Source organism: Mycobacterium sp. 852002-53434_SCH5985345, from assembly GCF_001667155.1.
Taxonomy (GTDB): domain Bacteria; phylum Actinomycetota; class Actinomycetes; order Mycobacteriales; family Mycobacteriaceae; genus Mycobacterium.
This window is the reverse complement of record NZ_LZIE01000054.1, coordinates 60,349-81,692: the sequence shown is the minus strand read 5'-3', so window position 1 is coordinate 81,692 and position 21,344 is coordinate 60,349. Positions and strand designations below refer to the sequence as shown.

Here is a 21,344-nt window from a genome sequence, read left to right as displayed (position 1 = left end):
GTCGCGCCCTCAGTGGGTTAGCCACCACGCGACGATCACCAGCAACACGAGCGAGACCAGAATCAACGTCACGTGTGACCGAGGCATAGGCGTTACCCGGGCGCCTCACCGGCGTGGCGGGCACGACGCATCAGGGCGATGCTTTTGCCGAGCAGGCCATCGAGCAGTCCCGCCGTGACCGCGGCCACCACCAGCACGACCGGCATCACCACCATGGCCTGGAGTACGAAAGCGAGCCCGGAAAGCCACAGCTCGTTGCCGTCCCACCAATTCAGGAAAGCGGTCACGGGGCTCACCCTATTCGGCCCTGCCGCCGAAAACCAATGTGCCAAGATCGGCCCATGTCCGCCCCGTCCCCATCCGCGGCAACGGCCTGCCTGGTCGCCGGCGGCGGCCCGGCGGGCATGGTGCTGGGCCTGCTACTGGCCCGCGCCGGTATAGACGTCACGGTGATGGAAAAGCACGCCGACTTCCTGCGTGACTTTCGCGGAGACACCGTGCACGCGAGCACGTTGCGACTGCTCGACGAACTGGGTTTGGGCTCACGATTCGCGGAAATCCCACACCGCCTCATCGACACCGTCCACATGGAGATACAGAACGCACCGCTCGGCCTCGACCTGACCCGCCTGCCGGGGGCGCACAAGCACATCGCGCTGGTGCCGCAGTGGGACTTCCTGGAGCTGGTGGCCGCCGCCGCCGAGGCGGAACCGAACTTCCGGCTGTTGCGCAGCACCGAGGTGATCGGCGTCGTCCGGGACGCCGACCGCGTCGTCGGTGTCACCTACCGGGACCCGGCCGGCGAACTCAAGGAGATGCGCGCCGAACTGACCGTGGCCTGCGACGGTCGCGCTTCGACGGTGCGTTCGTCGGTCGGCCTCACACCGCACAGCTTCGGCGCGCCCATGGACGTGTGGTGGTTCCGGTTGCCGCGGCACCCCGGCGATCCGCGGGGTCTGGCCGGCGTGTTGCGGGCCGGACACGCCGTCATCGTGATCGATCGCGGCGATTACTTCCAGATCGCCTACATCATCCCGAAGGGAACCGACGCCCGGCTGCGGTCGGAGGGCATCGAAGCGCTGCACCGGGCGCTGGTCGGCATGGTGCCCTGGCTCGGTCACCGGGTGCAGACGCTCACGTCTTTCGATGACGTGAAACTGCTTGACGTACAACTGAATCGGCTTCGCCGCTGGTATGCCGACGGCGTCCTGTTCATCGGTGACTCCGCGCACGCGATGTCGCCGGTCGGCGGGATCGGCATCAACCTGGCGGTGGCCGACGCGGTGGCGGCCGCGCGCATCCTGGCCGACGCGCTGCGCGCGGGACGGGTCCCCACCCGGCGCCTCGCCCGCGTCCAGGCGCGCCGCTGGTTTCCCACCGCGCTGCTGCAGACCGCGCAACGGTTGATCCATGCCAATGTGATCGCCGCGGCGGTAGGCGGAAACGCGCAGCGTGCGCCGCTGGGAGTGCGGCTGGTGGGCCGCTCCCCTGCGTTGCGGCGAGTACTCGGCTATCTCGTCGCGATCGGCCCGCTTCCGGAGCACGCCCCGAGGTTTGCCCGGCGTCGCGGGTGACCCGAAGTGGCGCCACGTCGGCGAAAGAATGGACGCCGGGCCGCTCAACAGATGATGATGTCGGGATGGTCCTGCACGCCCAGCCCGACGACCAGCCCGCCGACGCCATGCCCGAGGAGGCATTTCAAACGGACACGGCGGCCTTACCATCGCCCATCGACTTCAGCGCGCCGGCGCCGCTGGCTTCGACCGGGGCACTGCGGAACCCGTTCCCACCGATCGCGGACTACGCCTTCTTGTCCGACTGGGAGACGACCTGCCTGATCTCGCCGGCCGGCTCGGTCGAATGGATGTGCGTGCCGCGCCCGGACTCCCCCAGCGTCTTCGGCGCCATCCTGGACCGCAGCGCCGGCCATTTCCGGCTCGGCCCCTACGGCGTTTCGGTGCCCTCGGCCCGCCGCTACCTGCCCGGCAGCCTGATCATGGAGACGACGTGGCAGACCCACACCGGGTGGCTGATCGTGCGCGACGCGCTGGTGATGGGGCCGTGGCACGACATCGAACGGCGGTCCAGGACCCACCGCCGCACGCCGATGGACTGGGACGCCGAGCACATCCTGCTGCGCACGGTGCGCTGCGTGAGCGGCACCGTCGAGCTGATGATGAGCTGCGAACCCGCGTTCGACTATCACCGCGTGGGCTCCACCTGGGAATACTCGGCCAACGCGTACGGCGAGGCGATCGCGCGGGCCACCAAGCAGCCCGACGCCCACCCGACCCTGCGGCTCACCACCAACCTGCGGATCGGGCTGGAGGGCCGCGAAGCCCGCGCCCGCACCCGGATGAAGGAGGGCGACGACGTGTTCGTCGCCCTGAGCTGGACCAAGCACCCGGCGCCGCAAACGTACGAAGAGGCCGCCGACAAGATGTGGCAGACCACCGAGTGCTGGCGGCAATGGATCAACATCGGCAACTTCCCCGACCACCCATGGCGCGCCTACCTGCAGCGCAGCGCGCTCACGCTGAAGGGGTTGACGTACTCGCCCACCGGCGCCCTGCTGGCGGCCGCGACCACCTCACTGCCGGAAACGCCGCAAGGCGAACGCAACTGGGACTACCGCTACGCCTGGGTGCGCGACTCCACCTTCGCGTTGTGGGGCCTCTACACGCTCGGGCTGGACCGGGAGGCCGACGACTTCTTCGCGTTCATCGCCGACGTCTCCGGCGCCAACAGCAACGAACGCCACCCGCTGCAGGTGATGTACGGCGTGGGCGGCGAACGCAGCCTGGTGGAAGAAGAGCTGCACCACTTGTCCGGTTACGACCACGCCCGGCCGGTGCGCATCGGCAACGGCGCCTTCGACCAGGTCCAGCACGACATCTGGGGCTCCATCCTCGATTCGTTCTACCTGCACTGCAAGTCCCGTGAGCAGATCCCGGAGAGCTTGTGGCCGGTGCTCAAGAAGCAGGTGGAAGAGGCCATCAAGCACTGGCGGGAGCCCGACCGGGGCATCTGGGAGGTCCGGGGCGAACCGCAGCATTTCACCTCGTCGAAGGTGATGTGCTGGGTGGCGCTCGACCGCGGGGCGAAGCTGGCCGAGCGGCAGGGCGAGAAGAGCTATGCGCAGCAGTGGCGGGCCATCGCCGAAGAGATCAAGGACGACATCCTGCAACACGGGGTGGACTCCCGCGGCGTGTTCACCCAGCGCTACGGCACCGACGCGCTCGACGCCTCGCTGCTGCTCGTGGTACTCACGCGCTTTTTGCCCCCGGACGACCCCAGGGTGCGCAACACCGTGCTGGCCATCGCCGACGAACTCACCCAGGAAGGCCTGGTGCTGCGCTATCGCGTGGAGGAGACCGACGACGGGCTGTCCGGCGAGGAAGGCACGTTCACGATCTGCTCGTTCTGGTTGGTGTCGGCGCTGGTGGAGATCGGCGAGGTGGCGCGCGCCAAGCGGTTGTGTGAGCGGCTGCTGTCCTACGCCAGCCCGTTGCACCTCTACGCCGAGGAGATCGAGCCCCGGACGGGCCGGCACCTGGGTAACTTCCCGCAAGCGTTCACCCACCTGGCGCTGATCAACGCGGTGGTGCACGTGATCCGCGCCGAGGAGGAGGCCGACGGCTCCGGGATGTTCCAGCCCGCCAACGCACCGATGTAGTCGCGATCGCAAGCGCGGCGAAGCCGGGCGAAGCGGGTCGCCACGATCAGGACAAGCCTCCCGCTTGCGGGGGACGGGTCGCACCACGGGATGTAGCCGGCCGCGTCAGCTCAGCGCGCTCACTTTGTCTCGCATGACTTGCGCAATGTCGAGGGCCCTGGCGTTCGTGTCACGCGGCGCTTCTTGCGACGCGCTCGATGAGTCGAAGAAGTCGACCTCGACTTCGATGAGGCAATTGTCCCGCACCCCAACGGCCCGCTCGGCGGGAAGGGATGGGGGCGAGAACGACGGCGGCGTGTTCCATTGCGTCGAAATGGTGGCCGCGACAACGGAAATGGCACTTTGCACCTGACTGATTTTCACTTCCAGCGGCAGGCTTCCGCCCGATAGGGGGACCGTCTTTCCATCGCAGTCTCGCCACTGCTTGGAGAACGTCGCGAACACGGCGTAGGCGTCGGCGGCCGTGGGCAGGCTGATGGCCGCCTCTTGCACCCTGGTCACCGCCGCGCCGGGCGCGACAGCGGGCCGCCACGTTGTGCGCGCGACGGCTCTCACGTTGGCGGACCGATAGGTGCCCGCCTGCATCATCACCGCGACCCCGAGGCAGCTTTCGGGCCCCAGTGACCGCTCACCGCCCAACATCTCGGGGCCCCCGACGAGCGGTGGGGCGCCGGGGTCGGGCTCCACGGGCTCCCTGACAACGCGGGATAGCGCGCTCTTGCCGAGAAGCACCCGCTCGAGGATTTGCCCGTCGAGGAATCGCGACGTGAGTTTCGCTGGTGGCCGCGCCGCGCCACCGACCGTGATGGAGCAACCGGTGGCCGAGATCAGGACGACCGAAAGCGCTGCGGCGCACCAACGTCGGCGCAGACCGCGGCGTCCACCGGACGGGGCGGCGACGAACGCAGAACGGAATACTTCACTGCCGCAAATGCTTTCCATGCGCTTCTCGGCTACCTCTCACTTCACCGAAGAGTTTAGGCTCGACGGCACGGCGAAACCGTCGCCGACGCGTGAGCACAGCTCAACCCCAGAGAAGTCCCAGGTTGGTGGCAGGTGCCGGTCAGCTCAGCCCGCTGACCTTGTCCATCATCGCGTGCGCGATGTCGATGGCGCTGCGGTGCACGTCGCCGGACCCCTCGTCCGACGAACGCGTCGAGTTGAAAAACGCCACTTCGACTTCGACGAGGCAGTTTCCCCGCACGCCGATGGCGCGCGCTTCGGGCCTGGGTCCGCTCGACGGCAAGCCCGGCAATTGGGTGTCGATCGAAATAGTCGCGGCCAGAACCGATTCGGAGAGCCGCACCTCGGAAATGGTGTCCGAGAAGACGATCGCGGGGCGGTCGGTGATGATGCTGGGGCGCCCGATGGTCACGGTAGTGCCCTCGCAGTCGCGCCACTGCTGTGCAAACTGTTGGAACAACGTGGCGGCCCCGGCGGCGCTGGACAGGGCGACGACACCCTCGGCGACGCTGATGACCTTCGCCGGTCCGCGCTGGTTCCACCACGTCTCCCGCGCCGCATTCTTGACGTCGCCGGATGGATAGGCGTCCTTCACCAGCATCGAGGTGACACCCACGCAGTTGGCGGGCGAGACCGCACCGAAGGCCGGCGGCAGCACCTCGGGACCGCCGAAGCGCGCCGGGAGTTCGTTTTTGCTTCCGAAGGACTGGCCCAGCAGCTTCGACAGCTCAGCGTCGTCGAGGAGCACCTGCTTGACGGGCTGCCCGGTGACCGGGTGGGGCTTCAGGTTCGGCGCGGGCCGCGCGGTGCCGTCGACGGTGCAGCCGGTGGCGAGCACCACAGCGGCCAGGCAGGACAGGACCATCCGGGCGGTTCTCATCAGCTGCTGCTCGAGACTTTTCGCAACATCACCTCGACGAGATCGATTGCCCGGCGGCCGGCCTGCACACGCGGGCCGTCGGCCACTTTGACGTCGGCGATGACCTCGCCCTTGACCCCCACGGCCCGTTCGTCCGGGCACGGCGGAGTGTGATGGTTGTCCCACGCGATGACGGTCGCCGACAGTACCGGCCCGTCGACGCGGGTGTCGGTGGCCTTCAAGTACAACTCGGTGTTGCTCGAGTCGTGGGTGTACATGGTCACCGTGGTGCCGTCGCAGCGTTGCCATTGCTCGACAAACGACGTGAAGAGCCGTTGCGCGTCGGCCGTGGATGCCAGCTTGATCGCCGCCGCCGTTGCGCCGGGCACCGCCACGCCGGAATCGTAATTCCAGTAGTCCTGCGTCGCGGCGGCACGCACGCGGCCAGGTTCGTAGACGATGCGCATCGCCGGCGCGACGACCCCGAGGCATTGGATCGGTGCGGCGCCATCGCTATCACGGATCCCGTTGGCCAGCAGGTCAATATCGCCCACCTGGGCCGGGCGATGCGGCGGCAGCTCGTTCCCGACGGCTGCGTTGACCTCCGGGCCGTCCGGCAGGACTTGCTCGAGCGGTAAGGTGGCGCCGCCGAGATGACCGGCGCGCGTGGGTGTGCCGTTGACGGTCGTGACGCATCCCGTGCTCAGCAGGCCGATACCCACCAGGACAACCGCTCGCATCGGCACTGCTACTTCTTGCCCTTGTCGCCGGCGGCGTCGGTGGACAGCGCCGCGACGAAGGCCTCCTGCGGCACGTCCACCCGCCCGATGGTCTTCATCCGCTTCTTGCCCTCCTTCTGCTTTTCCAGCAGTTTGCGTTTGCGGGTGATGTCTCCGCCGTAGCACTTCGATAGCACGTCCTTGCGGATCGCCCGGATATTCTCGCGTGCAATGATTTTCGACCCGATGGCCGCCTGCACCGGAACCTCGAACTGCTGACGCGGGATCAGCTCTTTCAGCTTGGTCGTCATCTTGTTCCCATAGGCGGACGCCGAATCCTTGTGGACGATCGCACTGAAAGCGTCGACGGCTTCGCCCTGCAACAGGATGTCGACCTTCACCAGTTGCCCCTCCTGCTCGCCGGCCTCCTCGTAGTCCAGGCTGGCGTAGCCCCGGGTGCGCGACTTCAGCAAGTCGAAGAAGTCGAAGATGATCTCGCCGAGCGGCATCGTGTAGCGCAACTCGACCCGCTCGGGCGACAGGTAATCCATGCCGCCCAACTCGCCGCGGCGCGACTGGCACAGCTCCATGATGGTGCCGATGAACTCGCTGGGCGCGATGATGGTCGTCTTGACGACCGGTTCGTAGACCGTGCGCACCTTGCCCTCGGGCCAGTCCGACGGGTTGGTCACCACGATCTCGGTGTCGTCCTCTTTGACGACCCGGTAGACGACGTTGGGTGACGTCGAGATCAGGTCCAGGTCGAACTCGCGCTCCAGGCGTTCGCGGGTGATCTCCATGTGCAGCAGGCCGAGGAACCCGCACCGGAACCCGAAGCCCAACGCCACCGACGTCTCCGGCTCGTAGGTCAGGGCCGCGTCGTTGAGCTGCAGCTTGTCCAGGGCGTCGCGCAGAACCGGGTAATCGGAGCCGTCCACGGGATACAGGCCCGAGTAGACCATCGGCTTGGGTTCGCGATATCCCGTCAGCGCCTCGGTGGCGCCGTGCCGGGCCGTCGTCACCGTGTCGCCGACCTTGGACTGGCGGACGTCCTTCACACCCGTGATCAGATAGCCGACCTCGCCCACCCCCAGACCCACGCTGGGCTTCGGTTCGGGCGACACGATGCCCACCTCGAGCAGCTCATGGGTGGCGCCGGTGGACATCATCAGGATGCGCTCGCGCGGGACGATCTTGCCGTCCATCACCCGGACGTAGGTCACCACGCCGCGGTAGATGTCGTAGACGGAGTCGAAGATCATCGCGCGGGTGGGCGCGTCGGCGTCGCCTTGCGGATGCGGCACCTCGCGCACGACGTGATCGAGCAGGTCGGCGACACCCTCACCCGTCTTGCCGGACACCCGCAGCACGTCGCCGGGCTCGCAGCCGATGATGTGGGAGATCTCCCCCGCGTAGCGGTCCGGATCGGCGGCCGGCAGGTCGATCTTGTTGAGCACCGGGATGATGTGCAGGTCGCGGTCCAGCGCCAGGTACAGGTTCGCCAGCGTCTGCGCCTCGATGCCCTGGGCCGCGTCGACCAGCAGCACCGCGCCCTCGCACGCCTCCAGCGCGCGCGACACCTCGTAGGTGAAGTCGACGTGCCCCGGGGTGTCGATCAGGTGCAAGACGTACTCTTCGTCACCGACCTTCCAGGGCAGCCGGACGTTCTGCGCCTTGATGGTGATTCCGCGCTCGCGCTCGATGTCCATGCGGTCCAGGTACTGCGCGCGCATCGATCGCTCGTCGACGACGCCGGTGAGCTGGAGCATCCGGTCCGCGAGCGTGGACTTGCCGTGATCGATGTGGGCGATGATGCAGAAGTTCCGAATCTGCGCCGGCGCGGTGAAGGTCTTGTCGGCGAAACTGCTGATGGGAATCTCCTGGTCTGGACACGCTTGGGGGCGCTTGAGCGCCGGCTCATTGGTATGTCCAGGGTATCTAGGCGGGGTGCCCGAGACCTACTTGGACACAATCGCACCCGCGCGACGCGCGTCTATGCTGCGAATATGGCGTCGGCCCGCAAATCCCAGTGGAAGACGTTCCAGCGGTTCGCGGAAAACCTGGTCTTCGATCGGGCCCCGCGGCTGGCCCGGCACGTGCAGAACTCGCAGACCGTGCTGCGCGAATTGCAGCACGCCGTGAAGATCACCGCGAACGTCATCGCCGCCGCCGCGCCGCAACCGCCCGCGGTCACCGCGGGCCGCCCGGTGACCAGCACGAGCTTCCCGACCGCGAAGCGCGCGCGCAAGCTGATCTACGCGCCCGACCTCGACGGCCGGGCCGATCCCGGCGAGATCGTCTGGACGTGGGTGGTTTACGAGGACGACCCGACCCGGGGTAAGGACCGGCCCGTGCTCGTGGTCGGTCGTGACCGCCGCGTCTTACTGGGGTTGATGGTGTCCAGCCAGGAACGCCACGCCGAGGACCGGGACTGGATCGGAATCGGTTCCGGCGCTTGGGATTACGAAGGCAGGCCGAGCTGGGTTCGGCTGGACCGGGTGCTCGATGTCCCGGAGGAGAGCATTCGTCGCGAGGGCGCGATCCTGGACCGCGAGATCTTCGAAGTGGTGGCCGAGCGGCTGCGCGCGGACTACTCCTGGAGCTAGTCGCCCAGCGTGTAACCACTGCGAAAAACCGGCCGCATTTTCGCGCTGAACGCACGCTCGGCGACGACGCACGCCGTGGGGTGGGGGCAGGAGCCGCAATCAGCCCTGCGTGATGTAGGACTGCAGCTGCTGCTGTTCGGCCTCGAGCTCTTCCATCCGGGTCTTCACCACGTCGCCGATGCTCACGATGCCGATCAGCTTCTTGCCGTCCAACACGGGCACATGGCGCACCCGATTCTTGGTCATCAGCACACTCAGGGAGTCGACGGTGTCGGCTTTCGTGCAGGTGGCGACGGTGGTGGTCATGATCTTCGAGATCGGGCGCGACAGCACGCTGGCGCCATGGGTGTGCAGCTCGCGCACCACGTCGCGCTCGGAGACAATGCCGACGACGCCCTCGTCGCCGACGACGACCATGGCGCCGATGTTCTGCTCGGCGAGGCCGGCGAGCAGCTCTTTCACCGTCGCCTCGGGGTTGATGGTCACCACCGCCGCGCCCTTGTTCCGCAAGACGTCTGCAATCCGCATCAAAGGCCTCCAGCCGGTTGTGATCCGCTTCACACCAGGCTACGGCTAACTCGTGCGGCGCAAAAGCCACGACGAGAACCGGTAGCCGATCCGTGTCCATACCCTGACGTCGCCGTTCGAAACCAGGACGCTCGATCGCTCGGATCGCCCGATTGGGCCACTGCGGAGGGCCGCGGCTTGCAAGATGGGGCCATGATCGAGATCACGCTGCTGGGAACCGGGAGCCCGATCCCCGACCCGAACCGGGCCGGCCCGTCGACTCTGGTGCGGGCCGGCGGGCAGGTATTTCTGGTGGACTGCGGGCGTGGGGTGTTGCAGCGTGCGGCGGCCGTGGGCGTGGGCGCCGCCGGATTGTCGGCGCTGCTGATCACGCATCTGCACAGCGACCACATCGGAGATCTCGGCGACCTCCTCATCACTCGCTGGATCAGCACCTTCGAACCGGACCCGGCGCCGCTGCCGATCATCGGACCGCCCGGGACCGCGGAGACGGTCGAGGCGACGCTGCACGCGTTCCGCCACGACATCGAGTACCGGCTCGCCCATCACGCCGACCTGAACGCCCCACCGTCGGTCGAGGTCCACGAGTGCACCGAGGGGGCGGTGTGGGACCGCGACGGCGTGTCGATCCGGGTGGCACCGACCGATCACCGACCGGTGGCGCCGACCATCGGGTTCCGCATCGACTACGGCACGGCGTCGGTGGTGCTCGCCGGGGACACGGTGCCCTGCGCCGGCCTCGACCAGCTGGCGGCCGGCGCCGGCGCTTTGGTGCACACCGTGATCCGCAAGGACATCGTCGGAAACATCCCGCAACAGCGGCTGCAGGACATCTGTGACTACCACTCGTCAGTCGAGGAGGCGGCGGCAACCGCGGCCCGCGCGGGGGTGGGCACCCTCGTCATGACGCACTACGTGCCCGCGCTGGTGCCGGGCCAGGAAGAGCAGTGGCGGGCGCTGGCGGCGTCGGAGTTCGACGGGCGGATCGAGCTCGGCGACGACCTGCATCGCGTCGAAATCAACGCACCGTAACGGTCACTCTCCAATGCCGTTGCGGCGCAACGGCAGCAGCGACCCCGCCAGCACCAGCCAGCACAGCGCCAACACCCTGGCAACCGGCAGGATCACGCCCAGGTCCGGCCAGACCAACACCGCCGTCGCCGCTTCGGCGAGGGCGGCGATTCCCAGGCCGGCCCAGGCCACCGGGCTCGGCAGCAAACCGCGGCTCAGGGCGGGACCCGCGATCCCGGCGACCAGCAGGCCCAGGGCCACGATGTGCCCCGGGCCACCGACCAGAAACACCAACAGGTACAGCGCGCGGACCAACGCCGCGTCCGCGGCGACTTCGGGCAGCGACAGCGGCCAGGCCAGCAAGCCGCACAGCCCCAGCGCGCCGGCGGCCACGACGCCTCCCGTGAACGCGATCGACGCTCCCGGCCCGGCAGCGCCGAGCCGGCGCAGCCGGACGTTGACCGTCGCCGCGTAGAGCGCCAACGGGACCGACGACGCAAACGTCGCCACGGCGATGACGCGCACGGCGACCGGCTCCGCACGGACGTAAGCCGCCACCGCGGCCGCCGGGCCGTACGGCAACGGCATCACACCGCCCAGGGCGACCCCGACCGCGATCCCACCGAAGAGCACCGCGACACACAGCACGGACAGCAGCAGCAACCAGGGGCCACCGCGGTGAGGCGCAGTGTCGTCCATGGCGTGAACGCTATGCCCGCGCCGGCTAGGCCAGCCGGGTGACCTCCACGACGACGTCGAGGTCGGTCGCACCCTCACCGGAGTAAATGCCTTTCAGGGGCGGGACGTCGGTGTAGTCGCGGCCGGCGCCCACGCCGACGTATTGCTCGGAGATCTCGGTTCCGTTGGTGGGGTCGTAACTCCACCAGGCGCCCGTCCACGCCTGAATCCACGCGTGGCTGCGCCCGTCCACGGTGTCCCCGACGACGGCGTCGCGCTTGGGATGCAGGTATCCCGACACGTAGTACGCGGGAATCCCCATGGCCCGCAACAACATCAGCGACAAGTGTACGAAGTCCTGGCAGACGCCCCTGCCCGCGTTCAACGCGTCCAGCCCCGACGAGTGCACGCTGGTGGTTCCCGGGAGATAGTCCAGCTCGCCGCGCACCCAGTCGCTGGCGGCGGCGACTGCCTCGGCGGGCTGGTGCGACTTGGCGATCTTCTTGGCCACGGACGCAACCTTCTTGCTCGCCGGGGTGTGCCCGGTGGGGCGAAGCAGTTCGTCGAACCGGTCGATCACCGCCTCGGACTTGAGGTCATCCCAGCCGACGTCGGTCACCGGCGGTTCCGGCTGCTCGGTTTCGACCACCGACGACGACGTCACCGTGAGGTCGGTGTGCGGCGCGTGCAGATCGAATGCCGTTACGGCGGTGCCCCAATAGTCGATGTAGCGATAGGACCGGGTCGCGGGGATCGTCTCGACGCGATTGAGGATGACGTTTTGCCTGGTGTTCGACCGCGGGGTCAACCGCGCTTCGTTGTAGGACGCGGTCACCGCCGACTGGTAGGCATACCCGGTGGTGTGCACCACCCGCAGCCGCCACATCAGCCGTCCCCTTTCCTGCTGACCAGCCGGCCGCGATCCCCGGCATCCGACCACGCCACCCACGGCGTGACGTGAAAGTACTGCACCGACAACGCTTCTCCGACATCGTGGCAGGTTCGCTGCAGGCCCGCCAGGCGCGTCTCCAGGGACTCCAGCAGTACACCGGGTTGCACGAATTCGAGTTCACTTCGGGCCTGCCCGAGCAGCCGCTGCGCCTCCCCGGTGGCCCCGATCCGGCTTTGTCGAGAGTGCAGCAGTTCGTCGAGGTTGTGTTCGGCGAGCCGCAGCGAATAGAACACCGAACGCGGGAACAACCGGTCCAGCAGCATGAATTCGACCACCCGCCCGGCGTCCAGCACGCCGCGGTAGGTGCGCAGGTAGGTGTCATGGGCGCCCGCCGAACGCAACAGCGTCACCCACGCCGGGGATGAAGCGCTGTCCCCCACCCGTGAAAGCAACAGCCGCACCGTCATGTCCACCCGCTCGATCGCGCGGCCCAGCACCATGAAGCGGTACCCGTCGTCGCGCGACAGCGTCGAGTCGGCCAGGCCGGCGAACATCGCCGCCCGGCCCTCGATGTAGGACAGGAATTCATGGGGCCCAAGGCGTTTGGCGGCACGCTCGCGTTCGGGCAGGGCATGGTAGGTGGTGTTGAGGCACTCCCAGATCTCGCTGGACGTCACCTCCCGCGCCGACTTGGCGTTCTCGCGCGCCGCCGTGATGGCGTCGACGATCGAACTACCGCCCGAAGCGTTGGTGCTGAAGGCCACCAGGTCGGTCAGCGACCAGACGTCTAGGTCGTGGTGCGGGGGGTCGATGCCGAGCACCCGCAGCAGCAGCCGGGACGCCTGGTCCGGGTCGACGCTGGACTCCTCGAGCAGTTGATGCAGCACCACGTCGAGGATGCGGGCGGTGTCGTCGGCCCGTTCGACATAGCGACCGATCCAGAACAGTGCCTCCGCGTTACGGGCCAGCATCAGCGCTTCGCCCGCCGCTCTTGCTGCTGAAGCTGCTGTTCCTGGGGCGATTCCGTGGGTTGCGTCTGGGTCTGCGCGAAACGCTGCGCGCCATCCAGCACCGGGTCGGACATCGACTCCGGCAGCGAGCGCACGACTTCCGCCGCGCCGAGCTCATGGTCACCGCCCGAGGTCCGCGACGCCAGCACCCAGGTGTCCTTCGACCCGCCGCCCTGGCTCGAGTTCACCACCCGCGAGCCCTCGACCAGGGCCACCCGGGTCAGCCCGCCGGGCAACACCCAGACGTCGTTGCCGTCGTTGACCGCGAACGGCCGCAGGTCGACATACCGGGGCGCCAGTGTGTTCCCGATCTGCGTCGGCACGGTCGACAGTTCCATCATCGGCTGGGCGATCCAGCTGCGCGGGTCGTCGCGAACCTTCTTGGCGACGGTGGCCAACTCCTTCTCGGAGGCTTCCGGCCCGAACACGATGCCGTAACCCCCGGACCCCTCGACCGGCTTGAGGACCAATTCGTCGATCCGGTCCAGCACCTCTTCGCGTTCGTCGTCGAGCCAGCACCGGTACGTCTCGACGTTGGCCAGCAGCGGCTTCTCCCCCAGGTAGTACTCGATCATCGTCGGCACATAGGTGTAAACGAGCTTGTCGTCGCCCACACCGTTGCCGATGGCGCTGGAGACGACGACGTTGCCGGCACGGGCCGCGTTTACCAGGCCGGCCACCCCGAGGACCGAGTCGGCGCGGAACTGGAGCGGGTCCAAGAAGGCGTCGTCGATGCGCCGGTAGATGACGTCGACCTGCACCTCCCCGTCCGTGGTGCGCATGTAGACCTGGTTGTCGCGGCAGAACAGGTCGCGACCCTCGACCAGCTCGACCCCCATCTGACGGGCCAGCAGCGAGTGCTCGAAGTAGGCCGAGTTGTACACCCCGGGAGTGAGCACCACCACGGTCGGGTCGGCCTCGTTGGTGGCCGCGGAATTGCGCAAGGCGCGCAGCAGGTGCGACGCGTAGTCGTCGACCGCACGCACCCGGTGGGTGGCGAACAGATTCGGGAAAACCCGCGCCATGGTCCGCCGGTTCTCCATGACATACGACACCCCGGAGGGCGAGCGCAGGTTGTCCTCGAGGACCCGGAAGTTGCCCTTCTCGTCGCGGATCAGGTCGATGCCCGCCACGTGGATGCGGACGCCGTTGGGCGGGACGATGCCCACCGCCTCGCGGTGGAAATGCTCGCAGGAAGTGATCAGGCGGCGCGGGATGATGTCGTCGTTCAGGATCTCCTGATCGCCGTAGATGTCGTCGAGATACATCTCGAGTGCCTTGACGCGCTGGATGATGCCGCGCTCCAACCGGCTCCACTCGGCGGCCGAGATGACCCGCGGAACCAGGTCGAGCGGAAAAGGCCGCTCCTGACCTGACAGCGAGAACGTGATGCCCTGGTCGATGAACGCCCGGCCCAGCGCTTCGGCGCGGGCCTTCAGGTCCGAGGCGTCCGACGGCGCGAGCTCGGCGTAGATGCCCTTATACGGGCCGCGAACGGTGCCGTGGGCATCGAACATCTCGTCAAATGCCATCGAATAGACGTCTGAGGACGTGTTGTAGCCGCCGAAAATGCGCTCGGCACGCGCGGCGCGTAACCCCCGCCCGGTTTCCTCGAGCTGGCTCGGAAGACTCACTTTTCAGATGCTGCCTCAAATTGGCGTTATGGCAGGCCACGGGTTCCCGTTTTGGGAGAAAACGTAACCGACTGATAACCTGGGCAGTCGCTGTGGTGATATCCGGCGCCCCCAACAAACGTCGAAGCGGAGAAGGAACTAAAGCGTGGCCAACATCAAGTCGCAGCAGAAGCGCAATCGCACCAACGAGCGCGCTCGACTGCGCAACAAGTCCGTGAAGTCTTCGCTTCGCACCGCGGTCCGCGCGTTCCGTGAGGCCGCCCACGCCGGCGACAAGGAGAAGGCCTCGGAGTTGCTGGCCGCGACCACCCGCAAGCTGGACAAAGCGGCCAGCAAGGGCGTGATCCACAAGAATCAGGCGGCCAACAAGAAGTCCGCCCTGGCGCGCGCTCTCAACAAGATCTGACCCGCCCGCTCATCGGTTCCGGTTCGCGGCCAGCTCGGCCACCTTCCTGACCGCCGATTCCAGCGCATAGTCGGCGTCCGCCACGGCTCCTTTGACATTGGCGTTGAGCGCCGCCACCACCTTCATCGCGGCCGCGACACTGTCGCGCGACCAATACCGCGCCTGCTTCTGGGCCTTCTGCACCCGCCACGGCGGCATTCCCAGCTGCGACGCCAGCCGGTAGGGATCGCCTGACAACGGCCCGACCCGACCGATCGTGTGGATCGCTTCGGCCAGCGCGTCGGCCAGCACCACCAGCGGCTCCCCGCGCATCATCGCCCACCGCAGCGCTTCGGCCGCTCCCGCGACGTCGCCGGCCACCGCCTTGTCCGCGATGTCGAACCCCTTCACCTCGGCTTTGCCGCTGTGATAGCGGCGGACCGCGGCGGCATTCACGACCCCGCCCGTGTCGGCAACCAGCTGCGAACAGGCGGCCGCCAGCTCCCGCACGTCGGAGCCGACCGCGTCCAGCATGGCGGTCACGGTCTCCTCGTCGACCTTGACGCGCAGGGCACGAAACTCCTTGCGGACGAAGTCGATTCGCTCGCTGGCCTTGGTGATCCGCGCGCACGGATGCACGACGGCGCCCAGTGACTGCAACTCGGTGGCCAGCGCCTTGGCCCGCCCGCCGCCCGAATGCACGACCACCAGCATCGTGCCCAGCGGGACGTCGGCCGCGGCCGAGGCGATCACCGCGGCCGCCTCCTTGCCCGCTTCGCCTGCGGACTCCAGCACGACGATGCGCTCGTCACCGAACAGTGACGGACTCAGCAGCTCGGCCAGCTCGTAGGTACTGACGTCACCTGCCCGCATTCGGCTGACCGGAACGCCGTCGATCCCGGTCCGCTGGCGCGCCGCCCGCAATACGTCGGCCACCGCCCGCTCGACCAGCAGCTCCTCGTCTCCCAGGACCAGGTGTAACGGCGAAACCTCTGTCACCCCACGATGGTGTCACGAGGGACCGACTACGCCGCCCCGGGATCCACCACCTTCGACAGCCACCAAGCCAGCGCGCAGAGGGCAGCCGTCAACCCGCCCAGGCCGAGCGCGGCGCCAAACCAGCGCCGGCCGCGCAGCCTCGTGACCGCCACGACGATCAGCGCGGTCACCCCAGCGACCAGCACCACTCCCGGCACCCCGGTCGGAACGGGCAGCGTCGCACCGGGCGCGCCCGCCGACCATTGCGCCACCCGCACCACCCACCACAGTTCGGGGCCGGTGAAACGGACCAACACGTGTGCGCCGGGCGGCCACACCACGCTCAGCACCGCCGCCGCGCTGCCGAGCACGGTGATCGGCGCGATGACCGGCGCCGCCGCGAGGTTGGCGCCCACTGCCACCAGGCTGACCCGCCCGGAGATGCCCGCCACCAGCGGAGCGGTCACGACATGTGCGGCCGCGGCGATCGCCAGGGCGTCGGCCAGCGGCTTGGGGCAGCCTCTTTCCGCCAGGCGCCGCGACCAGGACGGCGCGATCAACACCAACGCCGCCGTCGCGATCGCCGACAGCGCGAAGCCCACGTCGACGGCCAGCTGCGGGGCCAGCGCCAGCAAGACCAGCACCGCGGCGCAGAGCGCCGGGATGGCTTGCCGCCGCCGCGAGGAAAGCAACCCCGCCAGCCCGATGGCGCCCATCACGGCCGCCCGCAACACGCTCGCCGTCGGTTCCACGACGATGACGAACGCGACCAGCGTCACGGCGGCGAGGACGACGGCCGCCCGTGGACCGATCAGGCGCGCCGAGAACAGCACGGCCGCACACACGATGGTCACGTTGGCGCCCGACACCGCCATCAGGTGCGTCATCCCTGCCGCGCGAAAGTCCCGGTCGGTCTCGGCGGGAACCGCCGAGGTGTCGCCCAGCACCAGGGCAGGCAGCATCGCCGCCTGGTCGCCGGGCAGCGCGCCGCGAACCGCCGCGACGAATCGGCCCCGCACCGTGTGCGCCGCCCGGTGCACGGCGCCGGCGGTGCCCAGGGTCGGGCGGCCCGACGCGTTGAGCACAGCGACGGTGAGGTCGCGGCGGGTCGGGCGGCTGATCCTCGCGGTGAACCGCATTGGTCGGCCCACCATCAGCCCGTCGGCTTCCGGTTCGAAATCCGATGCGCGCGCGAAGACGACCACGCGCCCCGAGATCTGCGCGTCGGGCAGGCGCTGCAGCTTGGCGCGAAACATGAGCCGGCCGCGACCCAACGACACCGGGCTCTCCGTGGGAGTGACTGTCACCGGGACGGCCGTCCCGAACGCCGCCGTGATCGGGTGGCGATCGACAGCTTCGGCGCGCAGCGCGACCGCAAACCCGAAGCCCGCGCCGGTGACGCCGACCGCGACCAGGCCGGCGCTGACGGCCCGGTGCCTCCCGGATTCGCCCCGCCGGCGCGCCGCGCGCCACACCAGGGCGCCGGCGGCGGCAACCAATAACAGACAGACCCCCGCGATCGCCCGGCCGATCGGCCACCAGATCCCGGCGGCTGTCACCGCCCAGCAGGTGAGCGCGGCCGGCACCAGGCGCGCGTCAACGCGTGCCGCGCCCGATTCGGCGTGACCGCATTCCCGCACCGGTTTTCAGACACGGACCAGGGCGCGCAACTTCTCCAGCCGCGCGGGCCCGATGCCGTCGACGTCGGCGAGCTGGTCGACGCTGGTGAATTTGCCGTTGGCCTGCCGCCAGGCCACGATCGCGGCGGCTGTGACCGGCCCGACGCCGGGCAGGGCGTCCAAGTCCTCCACGGTCGCGCTGTTGAGGTCGAGCACTTCACCCGCCTTCGGCTTCCCCGGCCCCGCTCCGGTCCGCGGTGGCGGTGGCTTGGACGTCGATGTGGAACCGGAGGCGACCGAGCTTCCCATCGCCGCCGGCCGCCCGGGGACGGGCGGAAGGCCGACGACGATCTGCTCGCCGTCGCCGAGCGGACGCGCCATGTTCAGCCCGACGGTGTCCGCCCCGTTCACCGCCCCGCCCGCGGCCTGCAGCGCGTCGGCGACCCGCGCCCCGGGCGCCAGGGTGACCAGTCCCGGGCTGTGCACCAGGCCCACCACGCTCACCACCACTGGCCGGTCGGGGCCGGCGCCGGGGGCCGCCGACGACTTGGGGCCCGCCGTCGACGCCTTCTCGACCGGCGGCAGTTTGGCCGACATCACCGGCGCCGGCCGGTCGCGCAGCAGCGTGAACACCGTGACCAGAACGGCCAGCGCGGCCACGATCGCCAACCCGATGGCACCCGCACGCCCCGGGTCGGCGCGCAGCCTGGCCACCCAGCCCCGATCCGCGGACACATCCGGCAGCCACCGCGGCAGCAGCGAATTCTGGTCCTCGTCCACCGCCTGATCGGGCGACGTCGACGCGGCGCCGTCGGGCTCGGCGTCCGGTTGGGCACCGAGTCGCCGCTGCAGACGCTCGGCGGGAAGTTCTGTTCGCATGCGCCGACCGTAGGTGCGCCGACCGCCAGATCGGCCCCCACCCGGCGACGCCGCGACCCCGGCTGTGGATTAAACCGAGGCTGTGCACAACCGCTGTACGGGATGGGTCAAGATGGACCGGAGAACGCATCGCCAGGACCGGGCATCCATCCGACGCTGGTAACCATGTTCAGCCCCAGACGACAGGAGGTCGCCGTGCAACTGGCGCTCACACCGGAGGAAGCCGCGTTCCGCGACGAGCTCCGCACCATCTACACCACCAAGATTCCCGAAGAGCTGCGCGAGCGGGTGCGCCGGGGCGCGGCGGAGGTGAAGCACGACGACATCGTCACCAGCCACAAGATCCTGCACGAGCACGGTTTGGCGGTACCGAACTGGCCGGTCGAATGGGGCGGCAAGGACTGGACGGCCACCCAGCACCAGATCTGGGCCGACGAGATGCAGCTGGCGTGCGTCCCGGAGCCGCTGAACTTCAACACCAAGATGGTGGGCCCGGTGATCGCCGAATTCGGTTCGGAGGAGGTCAAACAACGCTTCCTGCCGCCGACGGCCAGCCTCGACATCTGGTGGTGTCAGGGATTCTCCGAGCCCGAGGCCGGTTCGGATCTGGCGTCGTTGCGCACCACCGCGGTGCGGGACGGCGACAGCTACGTCGTCAACGGGCAGAAGACCTGGACCACGCTCGGCCAGTACGCGGACTGGATCTTCTGCCTGGTGCGCACCGACCCGCAGGCGCCCAAGCGGCAGGCGGGCATCTCGTTTCTGCTGTTCGACATGAAGACCCCCGGCATCACGCTGCGGCCCATCAAGACGATCGACGGCGGTCACGAGGTCAACGAGATCTTTTTCGAAGACGTCCGGGTACCCGCCAACCAGCTTGTGGGAGAAGAGAATAAGGGCTGGACATACGCCAAGTTCCTGTTGGGCAACGAACGCACCGGCATCGCCGGTGTCGGCCGGACCAAGGTGCGCCTCGCCGAGGTGAAGAAACACGCGGCGGCCACCGGGGTGCTGCAGGATCCCCTGTTCGCGGCGCGCCTGGCCGAGGCCGAAAACGAATTGCTGGCATTGGAACTCACGCAGTCGCGGGTGGTCACGGACTCCGCGAACGGCCAGCCCAATCCGGCTTCGTCGGTGCTCAAATTGCGCGGCAGCCAATTGCAGCAGATCGCCACCGAGCTGCTGGTCGAGGTGGCCGGGCCCGATGCCCTGCCGGCCGACGGCGAAGGCATCGCGTCTCCGGACTGGGCGCAACACAGTGCGCCGCACTACCTCAATTACCGCAAGACGTCGATCTACGGCGGCAGCAACGAGGTGCAGCGCAACATCATCGCGTCCACCATTCTGGGATTGTGAGGCAGCCATGGACTTTCAGTTGACCGACGAGCAGACCCTGCTGCGCGACACGACCCGCGACCTGCTCTCACGCAGCTACGACCCGGAAAGCCGCAACAAGGTGATCGGCTCCGATCTGGGCTGGAGCCGCGAAGTATGGAGTCAGCTCGCCGACACCGGGATCCTCGGCCTCGGGTTCGACCCCGAGGAGGCGGGCCAGATCGAGATCATGGTCGTGCTCGTCGAGGCGGGGCGCCGGCTGGCTCCCGAACCGATCCTGCACGCCGCGCTGGCACCGGGTGCGCTGATCGCCGAGTTGGGCACCGACGCCCAGAAGGAAGGGCTGGACGACGTCGCGGCCGGCCAACGCTTGCTGGCCTTCGCCCACCTGGAACCCGGACATCGCAACCCGACCGCGGACGTGGGCACCAAGGCTGTGCGGCAAGGAGATTCGTGGACATTGAGCGGGCGCAAGAACCCGGTGCTCGCCGGTGACTGCGCCGACGCCCTGGTGGTCAGCGCCGCCTTGCCGGACGGCGGCACCGGCCTGTTTCTGGCCGACGCGAGCGCGGTCACGCGTCACCCGTACCGGACCTTCGACGGACAACGCGGCGCGCAGGTCGATTTCGAGGCCACACCGGCGGAACCCTTGGGCGAAGCGGCGGACGCGTCGCAGGCTATCCGCAACGCGGTGATCCGCATCCAGGCTGGGCTGTGCGCCGAAGCGGTCGGGGCGATGGAGGAGGCGCTGCGGCTGACCACCGATTACCTCAAGACCCGCAAGCAGTTCGGCGTCACGCTCAACAAATTCCAGGCGCTCACGCAGCGCGCGGCCGACATGTACGTGTCGCTGGAACTGGCGCGCAGCATGGGCCTGTACGCGTCGATGTCGATCGCTGACGGCAATTTCGACCCGGTGATCGCCTCGCGGGCCAAGCTGCAGATCGGCCGCTCGGGCCGGCACATCGCGCAGGAGGCGATCCAGCTGCACGGCGGAATCGGTGTGACCGCGGAATATCCGGTCGCCCACTACGCGGCCCGGCTCACCGCGATCGAAAACACGCTGGGCGCCTCCGGCGAGCACCTGCACAACCTGATCGACCACATCGGCGACTACGACCTGGCCCGTCTCTAGCGCATGACAGAGCTCTCCGGCAAAGTCGTCGAGTTCCTGTCAGCCGGCACCCGCACCGGGATGCTCGGTTATGTCGCCGGCGACGGCCGACCCCTGGTCGCGCCGGTGTGGTTCGTGGTCGACGGGGACCAGCTGGCGTTCAACACCGGCCGCGAGACATCGAAAGGCCGTGCCCTGCACCGCGATCCGCGTGTGGTGATCTGCGTCGACGATCCCCATCCGCCGTATTCGTTCGTTCAGGTCCAGGGCGTGGCCACGGTGAGTGAGGACCCGGCCGACGTGCTCGACGTCGCCACCCGAACCGGCGCCCGGTACATGGGCGCCGACCGCGCCGAGGAGTTCGGCCGCCGCAACTCCGCGCCCGGCGAGCTTGTGGTGCGGGTGCGCCCGACCAAGGTCATCGCCGGTTTCGATATCAGCGACTGACGCCGGCGCCG

20 protein-coding genes and 1 pseudogene are annotated in these 21,344 nt (G+C 68.5%); 8 read left to right on the top strand and 13 right to left on the bottom strand.

The features are described 5' to 3' along the window. Positions 1 to 92: 92 nt before the first annotated feature. On the bottom strand, positions 93 to 287 hold the full coding sequence (locus tag A5756_RS13035; protein ID WP_066952819.1) for a hypothetical protein: 195 nt from the start codon (positions 285 to 287) through the stop codon (positions 93 to 95). A 54-nt stretch (positions 288 to 341) separates the two neighbouring features. Between A5756_RS13035 and A5756_RS13030 the strand changes: the two genes are divergently transcribed. After that, on the top strand, positions 342 to 1,574 hold the full coding sequence (locus tag A5756_RS13030; protein WP_066952813.1) for an FAD-dependent oxidoreductase: 1,233 nt from the start codon (positions 342 to 344) through the stop codon (positions 1,572 to 1,574). A 65-nt stretch (positions 1,575 to 1,639) separates the two neighbouring features. Next, on the top strand, positions 1,640 to 3,676 hold the full coding sequence (locus tag A5756_RS13025; RefSeq protein ID WP_066952811.1) for a glycoside hydrolase family 15 protein: 2,037 nt from the start codon (positions 1,640 to 1,642) through the stop codon (positions 3,674 to 3,676). 105 nt (positions 3,677 to 3,781) lie between these two features. Here A5756_RS13025 and A5756_RS13020 read toward each other — a convergent pair whose 3' ends face one another. From A5756_RS13020 to lepA, 4 genes and pseudogenes are all read right to left on the bottom strand, one after another. Beyond that, positions 3,782 to 4,618, bottom strand: coding sequence for a sensor domain-containing protein (locus tag A5756_RS13020; protein ID WP_082948328.1), 837 nt, complete (start codon positions 4,616 to 4,618; stop codon positions 3,782 to 3,784). Between the two features lie 121 nt (positions 4,619 to 4,739). Further along, complete coding sequence (locus tag A5756_RS13015) at positions 4,740 to 5,519, bottom strand: sensor domain-containing protein (RefSeq protein WP_066952809.1); 780 nt, start codon at positions 5,517 to 5,519, stop codon at positions 4,740 to 4,742. Continuing rightward, positions 5,519 to 6,238 (bottom strand): sensor domain-containing protein, encoded by a 720-nt coding sequence (locus tag A5756_RS13010; RefSeq protein ID WP_066952886.1) that lies wholly within the window; start codon positions 6,236 to 6,238, stop codon positions 5,519 to 5,521. Before A5756_RS13010 ends, A5756_RS13015 begins: the two co-directional genes overlap by 1 nt. A gap of 8 nt (positions 6,239 to 6,246) precedes the next feature. After that, positions 6,247 to 8,195 (bottom strand): annotated as a pseudogene (gene lepA / locus A5756_RS13005) (translation elongation factor 4). A gap of 28 nt (positions 8,196 to 8,223) precedes the next feature. Between lepA and A5756_RS13000 the strand changes: the two are divergent. Further along, positions 8,224 to 8,823: a type II toxin-antitoxin system PemK/MazF family toxin gene (locus A5756_RS13000; RefSeq protein WP_066952805.1), complete on the top strand. Its 600-nt coding sequence runs from the start codon at positions 8,224 to 8,226 to the stop codon at positions 8,821 to 8,823. 99 nt (positions 8,824 to 8,922) lie between these two features. Here the strand turns inward: A5756_RS13000 and A5756_RS12995 are convergent, their stop codons facing one another. Beyond that, on the bottom strand, positions 8,923 to 9,351 hold the full coding sequence (locus A5756_RS12995) for a CBS domain-containing protein (protein ID WP_066952803.1): 429 nt from the start codon (positions 9,349 to 9,351) through the stop codon (positions 8,923 to 8,925). A gap of 192 nt (positions 9,352 to 9,543) precedes the next feature. On the opposite strand from A5756_RS12995, the gene A5756_RS12990 reads away from it, so the two are divergent. Beyond that, complete coding sequence (locus A5756_RS12990) at positions 9,544 to 10,383, top strand: ribonuclease Z (RefSeq protein ID WP_066952884.1); 840 nt, start codon at positions 9,544 to 9,546, stop codon at positions 10,381 to 10,383. 3 nt (positions 10,384 to 10,386) lie between these two features. Here the strand turns inward: A5756_RS12990 and A5756_RS12985 are convergent, their stop codons facing one another. From A5756_RS12985 to A5756_RS12970, 4 genes are read right to left on the bottom strand one after another with little or no spacing between them, the layout of a single operon-like run. Further along, a complete protein-coding gene (locus tag A5756_RS12985) occupies positions 10,387 to 11,061 on the bottom strand; it encodes a hypothetical protein (RefSeq protein WP_066952801.1) in 675 nt (224 codons plus the stop codon). A 25-nt stretch (positions 11,062 to 11,086) separates the two neighbouring features. Beyond that, complete coding sequence (locus tag A5756_RS12980; protein ID WP_066952799.1) at positions 11,087 to 11,926, bottom strand: transglutaminase family protein; 840 nt, start codon at positions 11,924 to 11,926, stop codon at positions 11,087 to 11,089. Beyond that, a complete protein-coding gene (locus tag A5756_RS12975; protein ID WP_066952797.1) occupies positions 11,926 to 12,903 on the bottom strand; it encodes an alpha-E domain-containing protein in 978 nt (325 codons plus the stop codon). The genes A5756_RS12980 and A5756_RS12975 overlap by 1 nt, the downstream gene beginning before the upstream one ends. Continuing rightward, on the bottom strand, positions 12,903 to 14,576 hold the full coding sequence (locus tag A5756_RS12970; RefSeq protein ID WP_066952795.1) for a circularly permuted type 2 ATP-grasp protein: 1,674 nt from the start codon (positions 14,574 to 14,576) through the stop codon (positions 12,903 to 12,905). Before A5756_RS12970 ends, A5756_RS12975 begins: the two co-directional genes overlap by 1 nt. Positions 14,577 to 14,721: 145 nt before the next feature. Here A5756_RS12970 and rpsT point away from each other — a divergent pair, with 145 nt between their 5' ends. Next, the gene (gene rpsT / locus A5756_RS12965) at positions 14,722 to 14,982 is read left to right on the top strand and encodes a 30S ribosomal protein S20 (protein WP_066952793.1); all 261 of its coding nucleotides are present in this window, start codon (positions 14,722 to 14,724) and stop codon (positions 14,980 to 14,982) included. A gap of 9 nt (positions 14,983 to 14,991) precedes the next feature. Here rpsT and holA read toward each other — a convergent pair whose 3' ends face one another. Genes holA through A5756_RS12950 form a run of 3 tightly spaced genes read right to left on the bottom strand, consistent with a single transcriptional unit; the run spans position 14,992 to position 18,437 of the window. Next, entirely contained in the window at positions 14,992 to 15,960 is a 969-nt protein-coding gene (gene holA / locus A5756_RS12960) for a DNA polymerase III subunit delta (protein ID WP_066952790.1), read from the bottom strand. 26 nt (positions 15,961 to 15,986) lie between these two features. Next, on the bottom strand, positions 15,987 to 17,579 hold the full coding sequence (locus A5756_RS12955; RefSeq protein WP_066952788.1) for a ComEC/Rec2 family competence protein: 1,593 nt from the start codon (positions 17,577 to 17,579) through the stop codon (positions 15,987 to 15,989). Between the two features lie 6 nt (positions 17,580 to 17,585). Then, entirely contained in the window at positions 17,586 to 18,437 is an 852-nt protein-coding gene (locus A5756_RS12950; RefSeq protein WP_066952786.1) for a ComEA family DNA-binding protein, read from the bottom strand. A gap of 195 nt (positions 18,438 to 18,632) precedes the next feature. Here A5756_RS12950 and A5756_RS12945 point away from each other — a divergent pair, with 195 nt between their 5' ends. The 3 genes from A5756_RS12945 to A5756_RS12935 are packed head-to-tail and all read left to right on the top strand — an operon-like array spanning position 18,633 to position 21,333. Further along, the gene (locus tag A5756_RS12945) at positions 18,633 to 19,793 is read left to right on the top strand and encodes an acyl-CoA dehydrogenase family protein (protein WP_066952881.1); all 1,161 of its coding nucleotides are present in this window, start codon (positions 18,633 to 18,635) and stop codon (positions 19,791 to 19,793) included. A gap of 7 nt (positions 19,794 to 19,800) precedes the next feature. After that, positions 19,801 to 20,907 (top strand): acyl-CoA dehydrogenase family protein, encoded by a 1,107-nt coding sequence (locus A5756_RS12940; protein WP_066952784.1) that lies wholly within the window; start codon positions 19,801 to 19,803, stop codon positions 20,905 to 20,907. A 3-nt stretch (positions 20,908 to 20,910) separates the two neighbouring features. Then, complete coding sequence (locus A5756_RS12935; protein ID WP_066952782.1) at positions 20,911 to 21,333, top strand: PPOX class F420-dependent oxidoreductase; 423 nt, start codon at positions 20,911 to 20,913, stop codon at positions 21,331 to 21,333. Positions 21,334 to 21,344 lie beyond the last annotated feature (11 nt).

Coding starts and splice junctions, on each gene's coding strand:
- A5756_RS13030 (WP_066952813.1), top strand. CDS start 342: ATGTCCGCCCCGTCCCCATCCGCGGCAACGGCCTGCCTGGTCGCCGGC.
- A5756_RS13025 (WP_066952811.1), top strand. CDS start 1,640: ATGGTCCTGCACGCCCAGCCCGACGACCAGCCCGCCGACGCCATGCCC.
- A5756_RS13020 (WP_082948328.1), bottom strand. CDS start 4,618: ATGGAAAGCATTTGCGGCAGTGAAGTATTCCGTTCTGCGTTCGTCGCC.
- A5756_RS13015 (WP_066952809.1), bottom strand. CDS start 5,519: ATGAGAACCGCCCGGATGGTCCTGTCCTGCCTGGCCGCTGTGGTGCTC.
- A5756_RS13010 (WP_066952886.1), bottom strand. CDS start 6,238: ATGCGAGCGGTTGTCCTGGTGGGTATCGGCCTGCTGAGCACGGGATGC.
- A5756_RS13000 (WP_066952805.1), top strand. CDS start 8,224: ATGGCGTCGGCCCGCAAATCCCAGTGGAAGACGTTCCAGCGGTTCGCG.
- A5756_RS12995 (WP_066952803.1), bottom strand. CDS start 9,351: ATGCGGATTGCAGACGTCTTGCGGAACAAGGGCGCGGCGGTGGTGACC.
- A5756_RS12990 (WP_066952884.1), top strand. CDS start 9,544: ATGATCGAGATCACGCTGCTGGGAACCGGGAGCCCGATCCCCGACCCG.
- A5756_RS12985 (WP_066952801.1), bottom strand. CDS start 11,061: ATGGACGACACTGCGCCTCACCGCGGTGGCCCCTGGTTGCTGCTGCTG.
- A5756_RS12980 (WP_066952799.1), bottom strand. CDS start 11,926: ATGTGGCGGCTGCGGGTGGTGCACACCACCGGGTATGCCTACCAGTCG.
- A5756_RS12975 (WP_066952797.1), bottom strand. CDS start 12,903: ATGCTGGCCCGTAACGCGGAGGCACTGTTCTGGATCGGTCGCTATGTC.
- A5756_RS12950 (WP_066952786.1), bottom strand. CDS start 18,437: ATGCGAACAGAACTTCCCGCCGAGCGTCTGCAGCGGCGACTCGGTGCC.
- A5756_RS12940 (WP_066952784.1), top strand. CDS start 19,801: ATGGACTTTCAGTTGACCGACGAGCAGACCCTGCTGCGCGACACGACC.
- A5756_RS12935 (WP_066952782.1), top strand. CDS start 20,911: ATGACAGAGCTCTCCGGCAAAGTCGTCGAGTTCCTGTCAGCCGGCACC.